This is a genomic window from Sphingomonas pruni NBRC 15498, from assembly GCF_001598455.1.
GTDB classification, from domain to species: Bacteria; Pseudomonadota; Alphaproteobacteria; order Sphingomonadales; family Sphingomonadaceae; genus Sphingomonas; species Sphingomonas pruni.
This window is the reverse complement of the sequence record NZ_BCYZ01000009.1, coordinates 1-19,767: the sequence shown is the minus strand read 5'-3', so window position 1 is coordinate 19,767 and position 19,767 is coordinate 1. Positions and strand designations below refer to the sequence as shown.

10 protein-coding genes are annotated in these 19,767 nt (G+C 65.3%); 6 read left to right on the top strand and 4 right to left on the bottom strand.

All coding sequences use genetic code 11. From position 1 onward, the window contains the following. Nucleotides 1–9: 9 nt before the first annotated feature. The 3 genes from SPR01S_RS04145 to SPR01S_RS04135 form a co-directional block, all read right to left on the bottom strand. On the bottom strand, nucleotides 10–1,530 hold the full coding sequence (locus SPR01S_RS04145; RefSeq protein WP_066585532.1) for a tryptophan halogenase family protein: 1,521 nt from the start codon (nucleotides 1,528–1,530) through the stop codon (nucleotides 10–12). Next, nucleotides 1,527–3,032 carry a tryptophan halogenase family protein gene (locus SPR01S_RS04140; RefSeq protein WP_066585357.1) on the bottom strand — a complete coding sequence of 502 codons (1,506 nt, stop codon included), beginning with the start codon at nucleotides 3,030–3,032 and terminating at the stop codon, nucleotides 1,527–1,529. Before SPR01S_RS04140 ends, SPR01S_RS04145 begins: the two co-directional genes overlap by 4 nt. A gap of 86 nt (nucleotides 3,033–3,118) precedes the next feature. Continuing rightward, on the bottom strand, nucleotides 3,119–6,184 hold the full coding sequence (locus SPR01S_RS04135; protein ID WP_245661858.1) for a TonB-dependent receptor: 3,066 nt from the start codon (nucleotides 6,182–6,184) through the stop codon (nucleotides 3,119–3,121). A gap of 317 nt (nucleotides 6,185–6,501) precedes the next feature. Between SPR01S_RS04135 and SPR01S_RS04130 the strand changes: the two genes are divergently transcribed. Together SPR01S_RS04130 and SPR01S_RS04125 are read left to right on the top strand one after the other, a co-directional pair. After that, complete coding sequence (locus SPR01S_RS04130; protein ID WP_066585354.1) at nucleotides 6,502–7,518, top strand: cupin-like domain-containing protein; 1,017 nt, start codon at nucleotides 6,502–6,504, stop codon at nucleotides 7,516–7,518. Nucleotides 7,519–7,532: 14 nt separating this feature from the next. Beyond that, nucleotides 7,533–9,422 (top strand): sialate O-acetylesterase, encoded by a 1,890-nt coding sequence (locus SPR01S_RS04125; RefSeq protein WP_066585346.1) that lies wholly within the window; start codon nucleotides 7,533–7,535, stop codon nucleotides 9,420–9,422. A 10-nt stretch (nucleotides 9,423–9,432) separates the two neighbouring features. Here the strand turns inward: SPR01S_RS04125 and SPR01S_RS04120 are convergent, their stop codons facing one another. Further along, on the bottom strand, nucleotides 9,433–10,494 hold the full coding sequence (locus tag SPR01S_RS04120) for a LacI family DNA-binding transcriptional regulator (RefSeq protein WP_084250922.1): 1,062 nt from the start codon (nucleotides 10,492–10,494) through the stop codon (nucleotides 9,433–9,435). Nucleotides 10,495–10,640: 146 nt separating this feature from the next. On the opposite strand from SPR01S_RS04120, the gene SPR01S_RS04115 reads away from it, so the two are divergent. Genes SPR01S_RS04115 through SPR01S_RS04100 form a run of 4 tightly spaced genes read left to right on the top strand, consistent with a single transcriptional unit; the run spans nucleotide 10,641 to nucleotide 19,610 of the window. After that, complete coding sequence (locus tag SPR01S_RS04115; RefSeq protein WP_157081931.1) at nucleotides 10,641–12,605, top strand: putative glycosyl hydrolase; 1,965 nt, start codon at nucleotides 10,641–10,643, stop codon at nucleotides 12,603–12,605. Nucleotides 12,606–12,640: 35 nt separating this feature from the next. Beyond that, the gene (locus SPR01S_RS04110) at nucleotides 12,641–15,094 is read left to right on the top strand and encodes a glycoside hydrolase family 3 protein (RefSeq protein ID WP_066585522.1); all 2,454 of its coding nucleotides are present in this window, start codon (nucleotides 12,641–12,643) and stop codon (nucleotides 15,092–15,094) included. After that, nucleotides 15,091–16,704: a DUF5597 domain-containing protein gene (locus tag SPR01S_RS04105; protein ID WP_066585524.1), complete on the top strand. Its 1,614-nt coding sequence runs from the start codon at nucleotides 15,091–15,093 to the stop codon at nucleotides 16,702–16,704. The genes SPR01S_RS04110 and SPR01S_RS04105 overlap by 4 nt, the downstream gene beginning before the upstream one ends. After that, complete coding sequence (locus tag SPR01S_RS04100) at nucleotides 16,701–19,610, top strand: glycoside hydrolase family 31 protein (protein ID WP_245661856.1); 2,910 nt, start codon at nucleotides 16,701–16,703, stop codon at nucleotides 19,608–19,610. Before SPR01S_RS04105 ends, SPR01S_RS04100 begins: the two co-directional genes overlap by 4 nt. Nucleotides 19,611–19,767: the final 157 nt, after the last annotated feature.

Below are 19,767 nucleotides of genomic sequence, written 5' to 3'. Positions count from 1 at the left end.
AGTCTCCTTTCACGCCTGGCCCGCCGGCATCCGGCAATGGCGGTCGATATGCGCGGCCTGCGACGGCATCTGCGTCACGGTGTCGGCGATCACCTTGCGCATCGCCGCGAGCACGCGTTGTGCGTCGTTTTCCGGCACTGCGAGCGTCATCGGGTCGTAGGCACGCGGCGTCACGCCCTGCCCGAGCAGCACGGCAAGCCAGCTCGGCGCCTCGAACAGATCCTTGCCCCGATCGAGCAACCGCCCGGTGCGTTCGAACGCGTCAATCTTTGCGGCGAGCGTGTCGGGAATCTCCATCGCGCGGCACATCCGCCAGAAATCGGAATCGTCGCGCTCGACGCGATTGTAATGGAGCACCAGAAAGTCGCGCACGCTCTCATATTCGGCGCCGACCTGGCGGTTATATTCGGCGCGGCTGACGGGATCGAAGCCGCGATCGGGAAACCAGGCGAGCAATTTGGTGATGCCGGTCTGGATCATGTGGATGCTGGTCGATTCGAGCGGCTCGAGAAAGCCCGAGGCGAGCCCCAGCGATACGCAATTCCCGACCCAGGTGTTGCGGCGGCGCCCGGTGGTGAAGCGCAGCGGGCGTGGGTCGCCGGTGGCGGCGGCACCGATATCCTCGATCAGAACGCGTGCCGCCTCGTCATCGGAGATGAAGTCGCTGCAATAGACATGACCGTTGCCCGTCCGGTGCTGCAGCGGAATGCGCCATTGCCAGCCGGCGCCGCGCGCGGTCGAACGGGTAAAGGGAGGCAGATCGGCCAATCGTTCGCTCGGAAGGGCCAATGCCCGGTTGCACGGCAGCCAGCGACTCCAGTCCTCATAGGGCTCGCCCAGCGCTTGGCCGATCAGCAGCCCACGAAAGCCAGTGCAGTCGATGAACAGCTCGCCCGCGACCTCACGCCCATCGTCGAGCGTCAGCCGCTCGATCAGCCCACTTTCAGACCCAATCCGGACGTCCGCGATCTTGCCTTCGATCCGCGTGACCCCGCGCGCCTCGGCATAGCGTCGCAGGAAGCGCGCGTAGAGTGAGGCATCGAAATGATAGGCATAGGAAAAGGTCGAGAAGACGCCGGGAGATCCCGGTGGCCGGTCGAACTTCCCCGCCAAGGCCGCCTGCTCGGTCAGCGAGAAGGCCGAGAGCGGTGCATCGTTCCCCGCCGCGCGGCAGCGCAGCCATTGCTGGTGGAATGCGGTCATGCCGAAATCGTCGCCGAACCGGCCGAACGGGTGGAAATAGTGATGCCCCAGCCTGGTCCAGTCGACGAACTCGATCGCCAGCTTGAACGTGCCGCCGGTCGCCCGGACGAACTCGTTCTCGTCGATCCCGAGCATGCCGTTGAACAGCCGGATCGGCGGGATCGTCGCCTCGCCGACCCCGACAGTACCGATCTCCTCGGATTCGACCACCGTGATGGTGCAGTCGCTCGCGCCCATCGCCAGCGACAGTGCGGCCGCCGCCATCCAACCCGCGGTGCCGCCACCGGCGATGACGATCGAGCGGATCGGGGCGGGCGTTTCGTTCATGCCGCCTGCGCCGCGCAGCAACTGGCAATGAACGCGCGCTGCACGGGCATATGCTCGGCGGCGCGTGCGATCGCATTGGCGCGTTGGTTCATGCCGCCGCGCAGGTGCTCGAGCGGCAGCCGGTCGACCAACGGATCGTAGCGGCGCGGGAGCATGTTGTTGCCCAGGAAGATGGCCACCCAACTGGGTTCCTGGTACGATTCCTCGGAGAACAAGGCGACGCGGCCACAACTTTCGAAGACCGCGATTTTATAGGCGAGCGTGTCGGGAATCGGCATCTGCGCACAGTGCCGCCAGAACGGCTCGGACCGCCGGGTCGGGCAATAATGCAGGATCAGGAAATCGCGGATCCGCTCCCACTCGGCTTGGGTGACCCGGTTATATTCCTCGATCATCACCGGGTCGAACCGCCGATCCGGAATCAACTCGATCACGCGCGCGAGCGCGGTCTGGATCAGCTGGATGCTGGTCGATTCGAGCGGTTCCATGAACCCCGCCGCCAGTCCGACCGCGACGACGTTCTTTTCCCAGAAACGCTGGCGATGCCCGGTCTTGAACCTGAGCAGGCGCGGTTCGCCCAAGGCTGGCGCGTCGAGCCCTTCGAGCAGCGTCGCCGCCGCTTCGTCGTCGGAGATGAAATCGCTGCAATAAACATGGCCGTTGCCCGTGCGATGCTGCAGCGGGATGCGCCACTGCCAGCCCGCCGCCTTGGCGGTCGAGCGCGTGAACGGCGTGAGGTGCTCGACCGGCTCGGATCCCACCGCGACCGCGCGGTCGCAGGGCAACAGGCTCGACCAGTCGCGAAAGCCGATGCCGAGCGCCTTGTCGATCAACAACCCGACGAAGCCTGAGCAATCGATGAAGAAATCGCCCCCGATCGTCTCGCCATCGGCCATCGTCACGCTCTTGACGAAGCCGGACTCGGGATCGAGATCGACGCCGGTGATACGGCCCTCGCGGCGACGCACGCCGCGGGTTTCGGAATGGGCGCGAAGAACGCGGGCGTAGAGCGTGGCGTCGAAATGATAAGCGTGCTTGAAGAACGCATCTTCGGCCGGCAGCGTCTCGGCCGGGGCGAAGCGCCCCCGCCGGGCGGCGGCCCAAGGCATCGACCAATCCTCGATCGGTCGCGGGTCGCCCAAGCGATGGAGCTTGAGCCAGTGATGGTGCGGCGAGATCCCCTCGATCGTATCGCCGTAATCGCCAAAGCCGTTGAAATGCGAATTGCCGACTTCGCCCCAATCGCGGAACTCCACGCCGAGCTTGAACGAACCGTTGGTGGCCGCGACGAAGTCGCGCTCGTCGATCCCCAGCAGCCCGTTGAAATGGGTCATCAGGGGCACCGTGCCCTCGCCCACGCCGACGATTCCGATCTCGTCGGATTCGATCAGCACGATCTCGCAGGCAGGCGGGGGAAGAAAGTGGCCGAGGATCGCGGCAGCCATCCACCCCGCGGAACCTCCGCCGACGATGACGATCTTCCTGAGCGCCGCTTCATTCATGTCGTTCTGCCGCCGGCCGATGAATGTTCATCGGCGAAGAGCGAGGTTCCCGCAAGATGTGGGAACCTCGATGGCTTCAGCGAAGCTCAGAACGAGCCGCGCAGGATGAACGCGAACCGGCGGTCGGTATCGGTCCAGCTGTAGCGCGGCCGCAAATTGGAATCGCCCACGTCGAGATACGTCCGCGAATTGAGCAGGTTGGTTGCCTGCACCCCGACCTTATAGTGTTTGAACACCGTCACGAGCACGGACGCGTCAAGCTGGCCATAGGCTTCCGACCAGACCGGATAATTGATATTCGCCGCCGACGTGGTCAGCAGGTAATGCGAGCGCCAATTATAGGCGACGCGTGCCGACACACCGTATTTCTCGTATATTCCCGCGATGTTGTAGGACCATTTCGACAGGCCCTCGAGCGGCAGGTTGGAGATCTTGGCGTTGGTGGTCTGGTTGGCGTCGAACACGTTGACGGCCGTGTTGGCACCGCCGCTGGAGTCGACGTAGGTTAGATTGCCCTGGAAGCCGAGGCCGCCGAGCGCACCAGGCAGTCCGTCGAAGAACTGCGTATAGGCGAGCTCGAACCCCTTAATCTTGCCGTGCGCGCCATTGGTCTGACGCGTCACGTCGAACGTGAGCGTCTGGCCGCCGCTGGTATAGGTCTGCGATGCGACGCCGGCGAAGATGTAGTTGCTGATATCCTTGTAGAAGGCGGCCAAGGTCAGGCTGTTCGATTTGCCGAAATACCATTCGAGGCTGGCATCGAACTGGTTCGCCCGGGTCGGTTTGAGATCCGGGTTGCCCGCCGTCCCGGTGAAGGCCGTAGTGCGCCCACCGACCCCGACACCGTTGGGTGCGCCGTTCGCGTCGAAGCTGAAGCCCAGCGACGTGAATGGATTGAGCTGCGCGAAGGTCGGGCGAACGATTGCCTTCGCCGCAGCAAGGCGGAGCTGGACCTGGTCATTCAAGAAGAAGCGCAGGTTCAGGCTGGGCAGCACGTCGGTATACGAACCACTCGACCTTTGGGTGAGCCCGCCGATGTTACCCCCGGCGAACGCTATCGCTTGTGTAATAATCGCGCAATTGGCCGCCGTCGTGGTAGGCCCACACCCTGTCGCTGGCGCGGCCACGCGGATCGCCGATCCCGAAGCGCCGGTTTCGGTGCGGATGACGCGCACGCCGACATTGCCGTCGAAATGAAAGCCGCTGCCCTGGTCCTGGCCGAAACGCAGCAAGGCATATCCGGCGTAGGTGCGCTCGGTCTGATTGTTGATGCCGCCGCTGACATTGTCGGCTCCCGGAGCAGCCTGAGAATAATCACCGGTCAGCGGCGTCCAGCCCCAGCCGGCGGACTCGGTGTTGCTGAGATAATTATAGGCATTGGCGGTGCCATTCTGCACTAGTGCCGCGGTTGGGAACCAATATCCGCCGACCGACGGCACCTTGCCACGGAAGAAGTTGGTGTAATTGAAAAGGTTGGATTGCTGCGGCAGCAAAGCGTTCTGGTGCGTCGCGTCGAAGCCGGTCTGGTTGAGATAGACCGGCGCGCCGCCGCCCCAATATTGCGCCGACAGCAAGGCCCAATTGTAACCGGTCTGGCGTGTGATCGCGTTACGGTCCGTGACCCGGCCGCCGAGGCGGAACGACTTGAGGAACGGCGAGTCGGTGAAAGTGTATTCGACGTCGGCGCGCTCGGCCCATTCATGCGCCTCATTGTCCTCGATGTGATCCATCGCGGCCGCCCACCAATAAGCGCTCTTGTCGCTGTAGCTGCCGCCGGCGGTCGGCGAGATGGTGAGTGACGGATCGTTGCCGCTGAAGTCGAATTTGATCGTCGATGGAATGCCGACCTGAGTGAAGGCGGTCATGCTGTAAACCTGAGCCGTCGACTTCACATATTGGACATCGGCACTGACCGCCCAATTGGCATTGGGAGTCCAACGCAGATTGAACGAATAGTCCTGCGTCTTCTTGGTCTGCTTGCCCGACCGCGTATCGAAGTTGAGGTTGCGATTGGCCAGCGTACCAGATTGCAGCTGACCCTGCGGACCATAGCTTAGATTGGTGTTGTTGACCGTGTCGTTGGCGTTGGGCGTATCGTAATCGCCGACCGCATTTTCGATATCCTGCGGTGTCGCCTTGGCGATCAACCCTTCGAGCGTGATGAGCAGGGTGTCGCTCGGCTTCCACTGGAACGCCGCGTCGATCGCGGTGCGGCGCTGCTGCCAATCGATCCGACGGAATCCCATTCCGGCAGGAACGTACACATTGGTGCCCGTCGCGAACCCTCCTTGCGGCGCGGTCAGGGGCTGCGGGTCATAGCGCCCGCCAGTGATGCTGTCGGTGCGGTTGCCGATATTGCCGAGGCTGTAGGAAACCAGCAGGCCCATTTCGCCAAGCGGAGACTGCCAGCGGTCGCTGGCGAGGATATTGCCCGAGAAGAAGGTCTTCTTGCGCAGGTCGGCATAATTGGCATCGCCTGAGAAGGCGATGACCAGGCCTTTCGAGTCGAACGGCTTGCGCGTGCGCAGGTTGATAATGCCCCCAATCCCGCCTTCGACCAGTTCGGCCGAAGGGTTCTTGTAGACATCGACGCCGGCGAGCAGGTCGGAAGAGACGTCCTCGAACGACAGGCCGCGGCCGTTATTCGCCGAGAAGACGTCGCGGCCGTTGAGCTCCGAGCGGACGAAGGAAAGCCCGCGAATGAAGACGCCGCCGCCTTCGGACGAAAGGCGTGCCGGATCGCGATTCTCATTGGTGCGCTGGAGCGTGACGCCGGCGATGCGCTGCAGCGCCTCCGACACCGAGCGATCGGGCAGCGCGCCGATATCGGTCGCGGTGATCGAGTCGATGATCTGTTCCGAGTTCTTCTTGCGCTGGGTCGCGTTCTGCACCGACGCGCGAATGCCGGTGACGATGATATCGCCCTTGGTCTGGGTGTTGATCGTCGATTCGTCGCCGGTCGCCTGACCGTCCACGGGCTTGTCGGCCCCAGCCGCATCGACCGGCGCGCTGGCATTAACGGTCGTCTGCGCATGTGCCGGGACGGCGAGCATTGCGGCAAAGGCCAAAGCGAGGACCGAAGCCCCCCCGCGCAAGTTGCGGCGATCGGTGGCCGGCTGCGTCGCGCCTTCAAGCATATTCGACTGGAACATCAAACTTCCCTTCCTGAACGCAGATCAGGGAAGCGCGTGAATGACAGATCGGATAGCATCCGGTTCCCCTCCACGTGCACCTCCCAGGTGCCTTCTGCCGCCGTGGTCTGGTGCCTCGGCTGATTGTGTGAATATCACTGTGATAACGCTACCTCAACCAAAAATGTTTGCGCTACCAATTTTTTTTATGCTTCTTGAATGCTAGGCGTTTCCGGGCGCCGCACCGTCGGAATCGGCATTTCCTTGTTAAACAATGCGATGGGCAGGAGTCGGCACATGGAGGGCAGCACCGATCGGCGTCGAGGCGGGCGGAAGGCGTGACGGCCGCCATCCGCGAGATCGTGCTGGACCGCGACGACAACGTTGCGGGCGAGCAGTTTGCCGGCCTGGTAGCAGCAGCAGAGCCGGCGGTGTTGCGCGGACTGGTGCGCGATTGGCCTGTCGTGGCGGCGGCGGGAGACGGGAGCGCCGCTCTGGTCGCCTTCCTGAAGGCGTTCGATCGCGGCGGCGTCGCCAGCTGCGTTGCCGGTCACCCATCGATTCGCGGCCGCTTTTTCTACACGCGCGATATGACCGGCCTCAATTTCGGGCGCCGCGACGCGACCGTCGGCGATCTGCTCGACCAGCTGGTGCACCAGGCGAACGATGCTCACCCGCTGGCGATCGCGATGCAATCGGCCCCGGTGTGCGAGGTGCTCCCAGGATTCGCCGAGCGACATCCGATGCCGTTGCTCGATCGGTCGGTTGCGGCGCGGATCTGGATCGGCAACGCCGTGTCGGTCGCCACGCATTACGATTCGAACGACAATGTCGCCTGCGTCGTCGCCGGTCGCCGACGGTTCACCCTGTTTCCGCCGGATCAGGCGGCGAATCTCTATCTCGGGCCGTTCGAGCTGACCCCGGCGGGCACGCCGGTCAGCATGGTCGACGTCGATGCGCCCGATCGCGATCTCTATCCGCGCTACGCCGAAGCGGAGAAACATGCGCGCGCCGCCGAGCTCGGACCGGGCGACGCGATCTTCATTCCCTATCTTTGGTGGCACGCGGTGCGGTCGCTCGATCCGGTCAGTATCCTGGTCAATTATTGGTGGAGCGATCACGCTTTGCCGACCGCGCCGGTCCAGGCGATGCTGCACGCCTTGCTGGCGTTCCGCGATCTGCCACCAGCACGCCGGGCTGCGTGGCGCGCGCTGCTAGACCATCTCGTGTTCGCCGACGATGCCGGACAGGCGGCCCACCTGCCCGAGCACGCGCGCGGGATAATGGGCCCGATCTCGCCCGAAATGCGACGTGATCTGCACCGCATGATCGCCGCGGTGCTGCAATCGAAATAATCGGGAGAGGGAAGATGATGCGTTGGTTTATCGGGGCATTCGGCATGTTGGCCGCCGTGCCGGCCGCGGCACAGGTGACGTTCGACGCGCCGTTCACCGACCATGCGGTGCTGCAGCGTGATCGTGCGATCGCGGTGCATGGCCATGCCGCGCCCAAGGCGGAGGTCCTGCTGAACTTTGCAGGCGCGACCGTCCGCACCGTGGCCGACGCCAAGGGAGCCTGGCGCGCGGCCTTGCCGGCCAAGCCCGCCGGCGGTCCCTATTCGCTCGTCGCGTCGAGCGGCGGCACGAGCGCGACGCTCGGCGACGTCATGGTCGGCGACGTCTGGCTCTGTTCGGGCCAGTCGAACATGGAGTTCACGCTCCGCCACGCGACGAATGCCGATGCCGAGGTTCAGCAGTCGGCTCATCCCTTGCTGCGACTGTTCAACGTACCGCGCCAGTCGAGCGCGACGCCGCAGATGGGCTTCGGCGCGCCGGTCGGCTGGCAGGTCTCGGCGCCCGCCAGCGCGGCAGACTTCTCGGCGGCGTGCTATTTCATGGGGCGCGACCTCCAGCAACGACAGGGGATCGCGGTCGGGCTGATTTCCTCGGCCTGGGGCGGGTCGGTGATCGAGGACTGGATCAGCCGCGGATCGCTGGCCACGCTGCCGCGCTATCGCCCGGACCTAGACTTGTTGGGTCTGTACGGACGCGACCCCGCGGCGGCATCGCTGCAATGGCGCAATATGGTCGAAAAATGGCTCGGCGCGCGCGCGTCTGCACCGGCCGATGCCTCCTGGCGTCCGGCCCCTTCGACCGCGGCGTGGGAGACTTGGGGCGACGCCGCGCTCACGAATTTCGACGGCATCGGCTATTATCGGGCGCATGTGTCGCTCACCACCGCGCAGGCGGGCAAGGCCGAACTGGCGATCGGCGCGGTTGACGATATCGACCTTACGCGCGTCAATGGAACCACGGTCGGCGCGCTCCAGGGATGGGACGCGCCGCGCCGCTATCCGGTCGCTCCCGGCCTGCTTCATGCCGGCGACAATGTGATCGAGGTCGCCGCGATCGATACCGGCGGGGGCGGCGGACTGTGGGGCGACGCGCCGCGCACCCTGACGCTCGCCGACGGCACGGTCCTGCCGCTGAAGGACTGGCAGTTCGCCCGCGGCGATGCGCTGGCTGTGACCGGTATGCCGCCCAGCGTGCCCTGGCTCGGCGGCAGCGGGCGGACCACGCTTTACAACGGTATGATCGCGCCGCTGGACAATTATCCGCTCAAGGGTTTCGCCTGGTATCAAGGAGAGGCGAACGTCACCGACGCCGCAGGATATGCCCAGCTGATGCCGCTGCTGATCGCCGACTGGCGCAAGCGCTTCGGTGCCGAGCCGTTCCTGATGGTCCAGCTTGCCGGATTCGGGCCGCTGACCTCGCAACCCGTCGACGACCCCTGGGCGCAATTGCGCGACGTGCAGCGCCGCGTCGCCGATGCCGATCCCGAGGTGGGGCTGGCCAGCGCGCTCGATATCGGCCAGGTCGCCGACATCCACCCGACCAACAAGGAGGACGTTGGCCATCGCCTAGCGCTCGGCGCGCGCGCGATTGCCCTGGGCGAAAAGGTCGAGGCGCGTGGGCCGGCCCCGACCACGGTGGTCCGCCGCGACGGCAAGATCGCGATCCGCTTCGCGCACGGCCCGCTGGTGACGGTCGGCGGCGGTCAGGTCATCGGGTTCGAACTGTGCGACGCCGGCGGACAGTGTCATTACGCCGATGCGGTCGCGAGCGGCGACACGGTGCTGGTGCCCGACGACGGCAAGGCCAGCGAGGTCCGCTATCTGTGGCAGGCGAGCCCAGTTGTGAACCTCTACAATCCGGATGGCCTGCCCGCGACAGGGTTCCGCTTACCGATCGGGCGATAATAGGGCGAACCTAGGCCCCCAGCTGCCCGTCCGATTCGCGCTCGACCAATGTGAAGTCGAGCACCAGCCGTCGCGGTTCCGGCGTCTTGCCTTGGCGCCGCGCATTGACCTCGGCGACCAGCATCTCGATCGCGGCGCGCGACATCGCCGCGATCGGCTGGCGCACGGTGGTGAGTTCGGGCCAGATCGCGGTAGCCAGCGCGGTGTCGTCGAACCCGCACACACTCACGTCACCCGGTACGTCCAGCCCGCGGCGGTGCGCGACCGCGACCGCGGCGGCCGCCATGTCGTCGTTGCTGGCGAAGATAGCGGTCGGCGGCTGCGGCAAATCGAGCAGCGCCTCGCTCGCCTCGAGCCCGGAGCGATAGGTGAACAGCCCCTGCCTGATCAGCGCCTCGTCGACCGCGATCGCGGCCTCGGCCAGCGCCGCCTTATAGCCTTCGAGCCGCCGCGCGCTCGCGGTCTGATCGGGATTGCCGATGATGAAGCCGATTCGCCGATGGCCCTGCGCGATGATGTGGCGGGTCATTGTCTCCGCCGCGGCGAAATCGTCGATCGAGACGGTCGAAATCCCGTCCGCCAGTCGGGCGGTGGCGACGGCAACGGCGGTGACGTTCTCGGCCGCGAGCAGATCGATCAGCGGTTGCGAATCGCACAAAGGCGGCGGCAGCAGGATGCCGTCGATCCCGCTCTTGATCAGGTGGCGCGCGCTCGTCTCCTCGCCCTCTCCGCGGTCGCATTTCTCGACCACTAATTGAACGTCCGAGCGGCTCGCCTGATCGAGGCTGCCGACCAGGAATTCGCTGAGATAGGCGGCGCTGGGATTGCTGTAGAGCAGCCCGAGGCGCACCTGACCGCCGCCGGCCAGGCTCCGCGCCGCGCGATTGGGAGCGTAATTGAGCGCGGCGATCGCTTCGTTGACGGCGTCGCGCGCCGCCTGGCGGACATGGCTCGCGCCGTTGATCACGCGCGACACCGTCATCGGGGAAACGCCGGCCCGCTTGGCGACGTCCTCGATCCTCGGCGCATCGCCGCCACGGCCCTTGCGCTTCTGCGTTGTTCCCGCGCTCATCCGCGGGCGTGTAGCGCAGCAGGACGGGCCAAGCCCAGACAAAATCCTTTCGCCATATTCCGACACGTCCCGATTGCCAGCGGCACAATTCTTATGGTAGCGCTCCCAATGACTCGGGGAAAACCCGGCATTGAGGGGAGATATGCGTGCCTGAAATTGCCCGCCGGCGACGCTCTGGACCGATCGCGCGCGCCATCTTGCTCGCCGCGGCCGCGGGATTGAGCGCAACACCGGCCGCCGCGACACCTCCCCTGTTGCAGGCGGCGCCTTCCTCCGCCCCCGCCCCGTATCGCAACTTCAAGGTCGCGATCTACGTCGTCGTCGGCAACGTCCGCGCACTCGCCGACCGTGCGACCTTCGACCGCGAATATGCCCGCGTCGCCAGCCAGCTCCATTTCGACAAGGTCTATGTCGAGGCCTATCGCGACCACCAATTCGCGACCGATGACGAACTGGCCAAGGTGTCGTCCTATTTCCGCGAGCAGGGCATTGAGGTCGCCGGCGGCATCACGCTCGCGGCCGGGGGCAAGAACGGTCAGTTCGGCACGTTCGATTACGAGGATCGCGACGACCGCGCCGAATGCGAGCGCGCGGTCCGGCTCGCGGCGCGGCATTTCGATCAGGTCATCCTGGACGACTTCTTCTTCTTCACCTCGAAGAGCGACGCCAACATCGCGGCCAAGGGCAAGCGCAGCTGGACGCAATACCGGCTCGACACGATGCGCGGCGTCGCGCGCGATCTCGTCCTGCGCCCCGCCAAGGCGGAAAACCCCAAGGTTCGGATGATCATCAAATATCCGAACTGGTACGAGCATTTTCAGGGGTTGGGCTACGACCTCGACCAGGAAGCCAAGGCGTTCGACGGCATCTATACCGGCACCGAGACGCGCGACCCGGTGATCACCGACCAATTGCTCCAGCAATATGAGAGCTATTCGGTCTATCGCTATTACGCGAACATCCGTCCGGGCGCGAACGGCGGCGGCTGGGTCGATACGTTCAGCACGCGCTACCTCGACCGCTATGCCGAGCAATTGTGGGACACAATGCTGGCCAAGGCGCCGGAGATCACGCTGTTCAACTGGAGCCCGATGGCGTCCGACGTTGGCGCCGACGAGGGTGAGCGGCCCTGGGCCACGATGGGGACGAGTTTCGACTGGTCGGCGGCCATGCGCGCCTGGCGACAGTCGGGATCGCTCACGCCGGCGGGCTGGGCACGCGCGGCGGGGCTGTCGCTCGACGCTGTCGATTCGGTGCTCGGGTCGCTCGGCAAGCCGATCGGCGTGGCGAGCTACAAGCCCTATCAATCGAGCGGCGACGATTTCCTGCACAATTATCTCGGCAATATCGGCATCCCGATCGAGCTGGCGCCGACCTATCCCGCCGGAGCCAGGACGATCCTGCTGACCGAATCCGCCGCAGCCGATCCGGCGATCGTCGCGAAAGTACAAGCGAGCCTGAAAGGCGGCGCGACGGTCGTCGTGACGTCGGGCTTCGTGTCCGCGCTCGGCACGCGCTTCGCGGATCTCGCCGAATGGACGCCGACCGGGCGGATCGTCGCAGTCGATCATTTCGTCGAGGGATTCGGCGCCGGCAACGGCCGCCTGCTCGACGATCCGGGCGGTGCGGCGCGGCCGATATTGTTCCCCGATATGCGCTTCTACACCAATGACAGTTGGGCGGTCGTGCGCGGGGTGTCGGGGCAGAAGGGATTCCCGATCCTGTTGATGAACCGATATTCGCAAGGCACGCTGATGATGCTGGCGACGCCCGAAAATCCCAGCGACCTCTACACCCTGCCGACCGCCGCGCTCGACCATATCCGAGCGATGACGATGCAGGACTTCCCCGCCCATCTCGCGGCGCCGGCCAATGTCTCTCTCTTCGCCTATGACAACGGATCGTACGTCGTGGAGAATTTCCGCGACCAGCCGGTCTCGGCGACGCTGATCGTAAAGGGCGAGAGCGTCAAAGCGGTCGAACTAGCCGGCAACAAGCCGATCGCCGCCGCCGCGCCGGTGCCCGGCGGCAAGGACGCCCAGCCGGGCTGGACGCGCTTCGTGCTCGACCTGCCGCCGCATTCGTTCCGCGCCATCGCCACCAGCCAATGAATTCAGGGAAAGAACAGTCGGTGCAGAGGATCAAGATGAGGGCAAGGATCGGGTTGGTGGCGTTTTTATCCGCGACGATGATCGGCGCGACCGCGGTTGCTGGCGCGCCGGACGCGCCGGACGCGCCGGGTATTGCCAACCCGGCGCTATGGCCGGCAGCGCGAAGCCGCGGGCTGGTGAACCCCGCGACCGAGGCGAAAATCACCGCGCTGATGGCGAAGATGTCGCTCGAGGAAAAGATCGGGCAGATGATCCAGGCGGATATCGGCTCGATCAAACCCGAGGATCTCAGGAAATATCCGCTCGGCAGCATCCTCGCCGGCGGCAGCTCGCCGCCTTTGGGCAGTCCCGACCGCTCGCCGCAGGGGCCATGGGTCGCGACCTCCCGGGCGTTCGCCGCGGTCGCCAACGAACCGCGGTCTGACCATGTCGCGATCCCGCTGATGTTCGGCATCGACGCGGTCCACGGCAATTCGAACGTGGTCGGCGCGACGCTGTTTCCGCACAATATCGGTCTCGGCGCCGCCAACGATCCCGCGCTGATGACGCGGATCGGGCGCGCTACCGCCGAGGAGACGGCGGCGACGGGCATCGACTGGGCTTTCGGGCCGACGCTGGCGGTGCCGCAGGACGACCGTTGGGGTCGCACCTATGAAGGGTATTCGGAGAATCCTTCGATTACCGCACGTTATGCCGGCGCGATGATCCGCGGCCTGCAGGGCAAACCCGGCAAGGGCCGCATCCAGCTGGGCAATGTCGCGGCGAGCGCCAAACACTTCCTGGGCGACGGCGGAACCAAGGACGGGATCGACCAGGGCGACGACCAGATCGACGAGGCGACGCTGATCCGCATCCACGCGCAAGGCTATCCGCCTGCGATCAACGCCGGAACGATGACCGTGATGGCGTCCTATTCGAGCTGGAACGGCCAGAAGATGCACGGCAACAAATCGTTGCTGACCGATGTCCTGAAAGGGCGGATGGGTTTTGCCGGCTTCGTCGTCGGCGACTGGAACGGCCATGGCCAAGTCCCCGGCTGCAGCAACACCGATTGCGCGATCGCGTTCAACGCCGGACTCGATATGGCGATGGCGCCGGACAGCTGGCGCGACCTGTTCGACAACACGCTGAAGGAAGCAAAATCGGGCGTCATCCCGATGAGCCGGATCGATGACGCGGTGCGCCGTATCCTGCGCGTCAAATTCGCGCTCGGCCTGTTCGACGCCGCGCGGCCGTGGGAAGGGCGCGCCGGCGTGCTCGGCTCGTCCGAGCACCGCGCGCTGGCGCGCGAGGCGGTGGCCAAAACGCTGGTGCTGCTCAAGAATGACGGCGTGCTGCCGCTCAAGGCGTCGGCCAACGTCCTGGTCGCGGGCCCGGGGGCCGACGACATCTCGATGCAGTCGGGCGGCTGGACGTTAAGCTGGCAGGGCGACGGCAACACCAATGCCGATTTTCCCAACGCGCAGTCCATCTATTCGGGGATCGCCGAAGCGATGAAGGCGGGGGGCGGATCGGCAACCTTGTCGATCGACGGCAGCTTCAGCAAAAAGCCCGACGCCGCGATCGTCGTGTTCGGCGAGCGGCCTTATGCCGAGATGCGCGGCGACGTGAAGACGCTCGAGTTCCAGCCTGGCGACAAGCAGGCGCTGGCCTTGCTCAAGAAATTGCGCACCGCGGGTATCCCGACCGTCTCGGTGTTCCTGTCGGGCCGGCCGCTCTGGGTGAATCCCGAACTCAACCAGTCGGGCGCGTTCGTCGCGGCCTGGCTGCCGGGCAGCGAGGGTGGCGGCATCGCCGACGTGCTGATCGGCACGCGCGACGGCAAGCCCCGCAAGGATTTCACCGGCCGCCTGTCGTACAGCTGGCCGAAGACCGCGGGTCAATTCACGCTCAACACCGGACAACCGGGCTACCACCCGCTGTTCGCCTTTGGCTACGGGCTGAGCTACGCCAAGCCCGGCAAGGTCGGAATGCTCGGCGAAGTGGCCGGGATCGACCCTGGCCTCGCCAATACCAGCCAATTCTTCGCCAAGGGCAAGGTCCCGGCGCCGTTCGCCTGGGCACCGGATTCGGGCGTAGTACCCGTGCCGGTCGACGGGCCGCACACCCAGGAGGGCGCGGCCCGGCTGATCTGGCCCGCCGGGCGTAGCGCGGCGGTCGCAATCAAGGGCGCGGCGCTCAACCTGACGCGCGAAACGAATGCCGACCTGGTGCTCGAAATGACCTATCGCGTCGACGCTGCGCCGACCGGCCCAGTGACGATGGGCTTCGGCGGCGCAAAGGTCGATGCTACCGCCTTCTTCGCTCCTGGTCCGCAATGGCGGACGGTGCGCATCGGGCTCAAATGCCTGCGTGACCGCGGCGCCGACATGACCGGCGTGACCAGCTTGTGGTCGCTTGCCGCGAGCGCGCCGTTTACGCTGTCGGTCGCCGACATTCACCTCGCCAGCGACCCCAGCGGCGCTGTGTGCCCGGAAGCGGCGCGATGAACCGTCGCCTGGCTCGCGTCCTGCCGTTGCTGCTTGCGGGGCTGACGTTCCCGGCGCACGCCACCGGGGAATTGCCGCGCGTGGTGACGAAGAACGGGCGCTCGGCCTTGTTCGTCGATGGCGCCCCATGGCTGATGCTGGGTGCCCAAGCCAACAATTCGAGCAATTATCCGGCGGCCCTGCCCAAGGTGTGGCCGATGCTGGAGCGGCTCAACGCCAATACGCTCGAAATCCCGGTCGCCTGGGAACAGATTGAACCGGTCGAAGGCAAGTTCGACTTCTCCTATCTCGACGCGCTGCTGAAGGGCGCCCGCGAGCACCACGTCCGCCTTGTCCTGTTGTGGTTCGGCGCGTGGAAGAACACGTCGCCGAACTATGCGCCGGCCTGGGTCAAGACCAACAATGTTCGTTTTCCGCGGATGCGGACCAGTGACGGCAAGGCGCATTATGCGCTGAGCCCGCATGCTCGTGCCACGCTCGACGCAGACAAACGCGCGTTCATGGCGCTGATGGAGCGACTGAAGACGGACGACCCCGACAACAATGTGATCATGGTGCAGGTCGAGAACGAAAGTGGCAGCTACCGCTCGGCTCGCGATTACTCGCCCGAGGCGCAAAAGCTGTTCGCGCAGCCGATCCCGCCGGCGCTGGCCGCCAAGACCGGCAAATCGGGGACGTGGTCGCAGGCGTTCGGCAAGCTCGCCGATACCGCCTTCAACGCCTGGTACGTCGCGCGCTATGTCGACGAAGTCGCCGCCGCCGGCCAGGCGATCAAGAACCTGCCGATGTATTGCAACGCGGCGCTCAGCGACCCGTTCGGCCCCGCGGTTTCGGGCGGCGCCAGCGGCGGCCCGGACTGGCCGGTAATCGACGTGTGGCGTGCCGCCGCACCGCACATCGCCCTGGTCGCGCCCGACATCTACAATCGCGACCCCAAGGCCTATGCGAGATATCTCGATCTCTATGCGCGGCCCGACAATCCGCTGATGGTGCCGGAAACCGGCAACGCCGCGGAATATGCGCGCTTCCTGTGGCCGGTGCTGGGCAAGGGCGCGATCGGCTTTTCGCCTTTCGGCTTCGACGCCACCGGCTACGTCAATTATCCGCTCGGCGCCAAGGAGCTAGACGACGCGACGATCGATGCCTTTGCCGCCAAATATCGCCTGCTGGCACCCGCGGCTCGGGGCTGGGCGCGAGTCGCGTTCGAGCACCCGGTTTGGGGGGCGGCCAAGATGGACGACGCCGCCGATCAGACGACGAGCTTCGGCCGGTGGAAGATCACCGTCCAGTATGATCAATGGCAGTTCGGCGAACGCGACTGGACCTGGATCAAGATGGGGCCGGCGCCCACCACAGGCAAGCCGGTCGGCGGCGCGCTGGTCGCGCAGCTGGGCCCCGACCAATTCCTGCTGACCGGATCCGATGTCCGCCTGCGCGTCGACGATGCCGGCGGCGGCAACGGCATGATGCTGCGGGTCGAGGAAGGCCATTTCGACGCGCAGGGCAATTGGGTGTTCGAGCGCGTCTGGAACGGCGATCAGACCGATTACGGGCTCAACTTCACCGCCACGCCGGTGTGGCTCAAGGTAACGATGGGGACGTGGAAATGACGGCGATGCGCTGGTTGATGATGAGCTCGGCGGCGCTCGCGCTGGCGGGAGCCGGAAGCGTAGCGGCGCTGGCGGCTGACGCAGTCGCGGCAGCAGCGGCGGCGGATGGATCGGTGACGAAAGTCGATCACGGCGTCGTGGTCACGCCCTTATCCGGACCGGCGAAGCGCGTTCGCGTGCTCGCTTATGGCGACGCGAGCTTTCGCGTGACCGCCGTACCCGGCACCGATTTCGACGACGTCCCCAACAGCCTGATGGTGATCGCCAAACCCGATGGCGACCCCGTGGTCTCCACGACCGGCGGCTATGTTACCCTAAAACTACCCAAGGCCAGCGCACGGATTCGCCTGACCGATGGCTCGGTCAGCTTCCTCGACGCCGCCGGCAAGCCCCTGCTCGCCGAGGCGCCGCGCGGGCCGTTCCGGCCGGTATCGGTCGAGGGCAAACCCTATTTCTCGGTCAGCCAGCAATTCAACCGCGGCACCGACGAAGGCTTTTACGGGCTGGGCCAGCACCAGAACCGCCAGATGAATTACAATGGCGAAGACGTCGAACTCGCCCAGCACAATATGGATATCGCGATCCCGTTCCTGGTGTCGACGCGCGGCTACGGGCTGCTCTGGGACAATGACGGGATCACCCGGTTCGGCAATCCGCGCTCCTACGCGCTGGTCGGCAATGACGAGCTCAAGGTGACGAGCGGCGGCAAGCCCGGCTGGAAGGCCGATTATTACCTGGGCGGCAAGCTCGCGGTCAGCCGCCAGGAAGCGACGATCAACTATCAATATATCCGCGACCAGAAGAAATGGCCCGCGGCAGCGAAGGCGACGACCAAGGCATCAGGCGAGAGCGGGCAGAACACCGCCGGCGTCAACACCGAGGAGCAGCGCGTCGTGTGGACCGGCAATGTGACCGCCGACAAGAGCGGCATGCACAAGTTCAGGCTTTACGCATCGAGCTACATGAAGGTCTATGCCGACGGGAAACTGGTGATGTCGCACTGGCGGCAGAACTGGAATCCCTGGTACCATAATTTCGATCTGCCGATGACCGCAGGCAAGCCGGTCGCGATCCGCGTCGAATGGGACCCGAATGCCGGTTATATCGGGCTGGTCCACAACGACCCGTTGCCCACCGCCGACCGTCATTCGCTGTGGATGACCTCGGATGTCGGCAAGGACGTTGATTATTATTTCGTCGGCGGCAGCGGCAGTATCGATGGCGCGATCGCCGGCTATCACGCGCTCACCGGCAAGGCGAGCTTGCTGCCCAAATGGGCCTATGGCTTCTGGCAGAGCCGTCAGCGCTACGAGACACAGGACCAATTGGTCGGCGTCGTGCGCGAATATCGCAAGCGCGGCATCCCGCTCGACAATATCGTGCTCGACTGGCGCTATTGGGTCGACGACCAATGGGGCAGCCACGACTTCGACACCAGCCGCTTCCCCGACGCCAAGAAGATGGTCGACGACGTCCATGCGATGGACGCGCACATCATGATCTCGGTCTGGGGAAAATTCTATCCGAACACCGCCAACGGCAAGGCACTCGACGCCAAGGGCTATCTCTATCGCCGCCCGCTCGAGGCGGGGCAGAAGGACTGGGTCGGCCCCGGTTATGCCAACACTTTCTACAATCCCTACACCAAGGGTGCGCGCGACCTGTTCTTCGACCAGGTCAACGACAAGCTGGTGTCGAAGGGGTTCGACGGCTGGTGGCTCGATTCGGACGAGCCCGACTGGCATTCGAACCTGTCGATCGAGGAACGCGCGTTCCAGATGGGCCCGACCGTGCGCGGGCCGGGCGCGGCGGAATTCAACACCTATCCGCTCGTCCATGTCGAGGGCGTGGCCGACAATCTGCGCCGTGTGGAACCGGGACGGCGGCCGTTCATCCTGACGCGCTCGGCGTTCGGCGGCATCCAGCGGTCGAGCGCGGCGGTCTGGTCGGGCGATGTCGCGGCGCGCTGGGACAATCTGCGCGACCAGATCTCGGCCGGGGTCAATCTGTCGATGTCGGGGCTGCCGAACTGGAGCCAGGATATCGGCGGCTTCGCGGTCGAGGACCGTTACACCCAGCAGCGCCCCGCCGATCAGCCCGAATGGCGCGAGCTCAACCTGCGCTGGTTCCAGTTCGGCGCCTTCTCGCCTCTGTTCCGCAGTCACGGCGAATTCCCGTATCGCGAGATCTACGAGATCTCGGCCAAGGATCCGGCGATGCAGGCGTCGATGATCTGGTACGACAAGCTCCGTTATCGCCTGATGCCCTACATCTACACCAGCGCGGCGGACACCTGGTTCGCCGACGGCAGCATCATGCGCGGGCTGGTGATGGATTTCGGAGCCGACCGGCGCACCTGGGCGATCAACGACGAATATATGTTCGGCCCGTCATTCCTCGTCGCCCCGGTTTCCGAATTCAAGGCACGCAGCCGGCGGGTCTACCTGCCCGCCGGGAGCGACTGGTACGACTTCAATCGCGGCACCTATTACGCCGGCGGCCAGTCGATCACCGCGGCGGCGCCGTACGAGCGCATGCCGCTGTTCGTCCGGGCGGGCGCGATCGTGCCGACCGGCCCCGATGTGCAGACGACCAGCGAACAGCCGGGCGGGCCGATCGTGCTCCAGGTCTTCACCGGCGCGAACGGCACCTATTCGCTCTACGAGGATGACGGCCTCAGCGACGGCTATGCCAAGGGCAAATATGCGCGCATCCCGATCCGCTGGGACGACAAGAGCGGCACGCTGACGATCGGCGCGCGGGCCGGCGGCTATGACGGGATGGCGGCGAAGCGGTCGATCTCGGTGCGCTTCTATGGGCCGAAGGGCGCTACCGCTCCCGACTTCACCGCCAATCCGGCGCGCGAGGTGGCCTATGACGGGCGGCCGGTTACGATCCGCCGCTGATTGCTCGTTGAAACGAAAAGGGCGTGGGAAGCGATCGCCTTCCCAGGCCCTTTTTGTTTGGTAGAATAAATCCTCCCCCGCCAGGGGGAGGTGGCACGCGAAGCGTGGCGGAGGGGGAGGAAGCACCGGCGATAGTTGGTTGCCGTCCGCCCCCCCC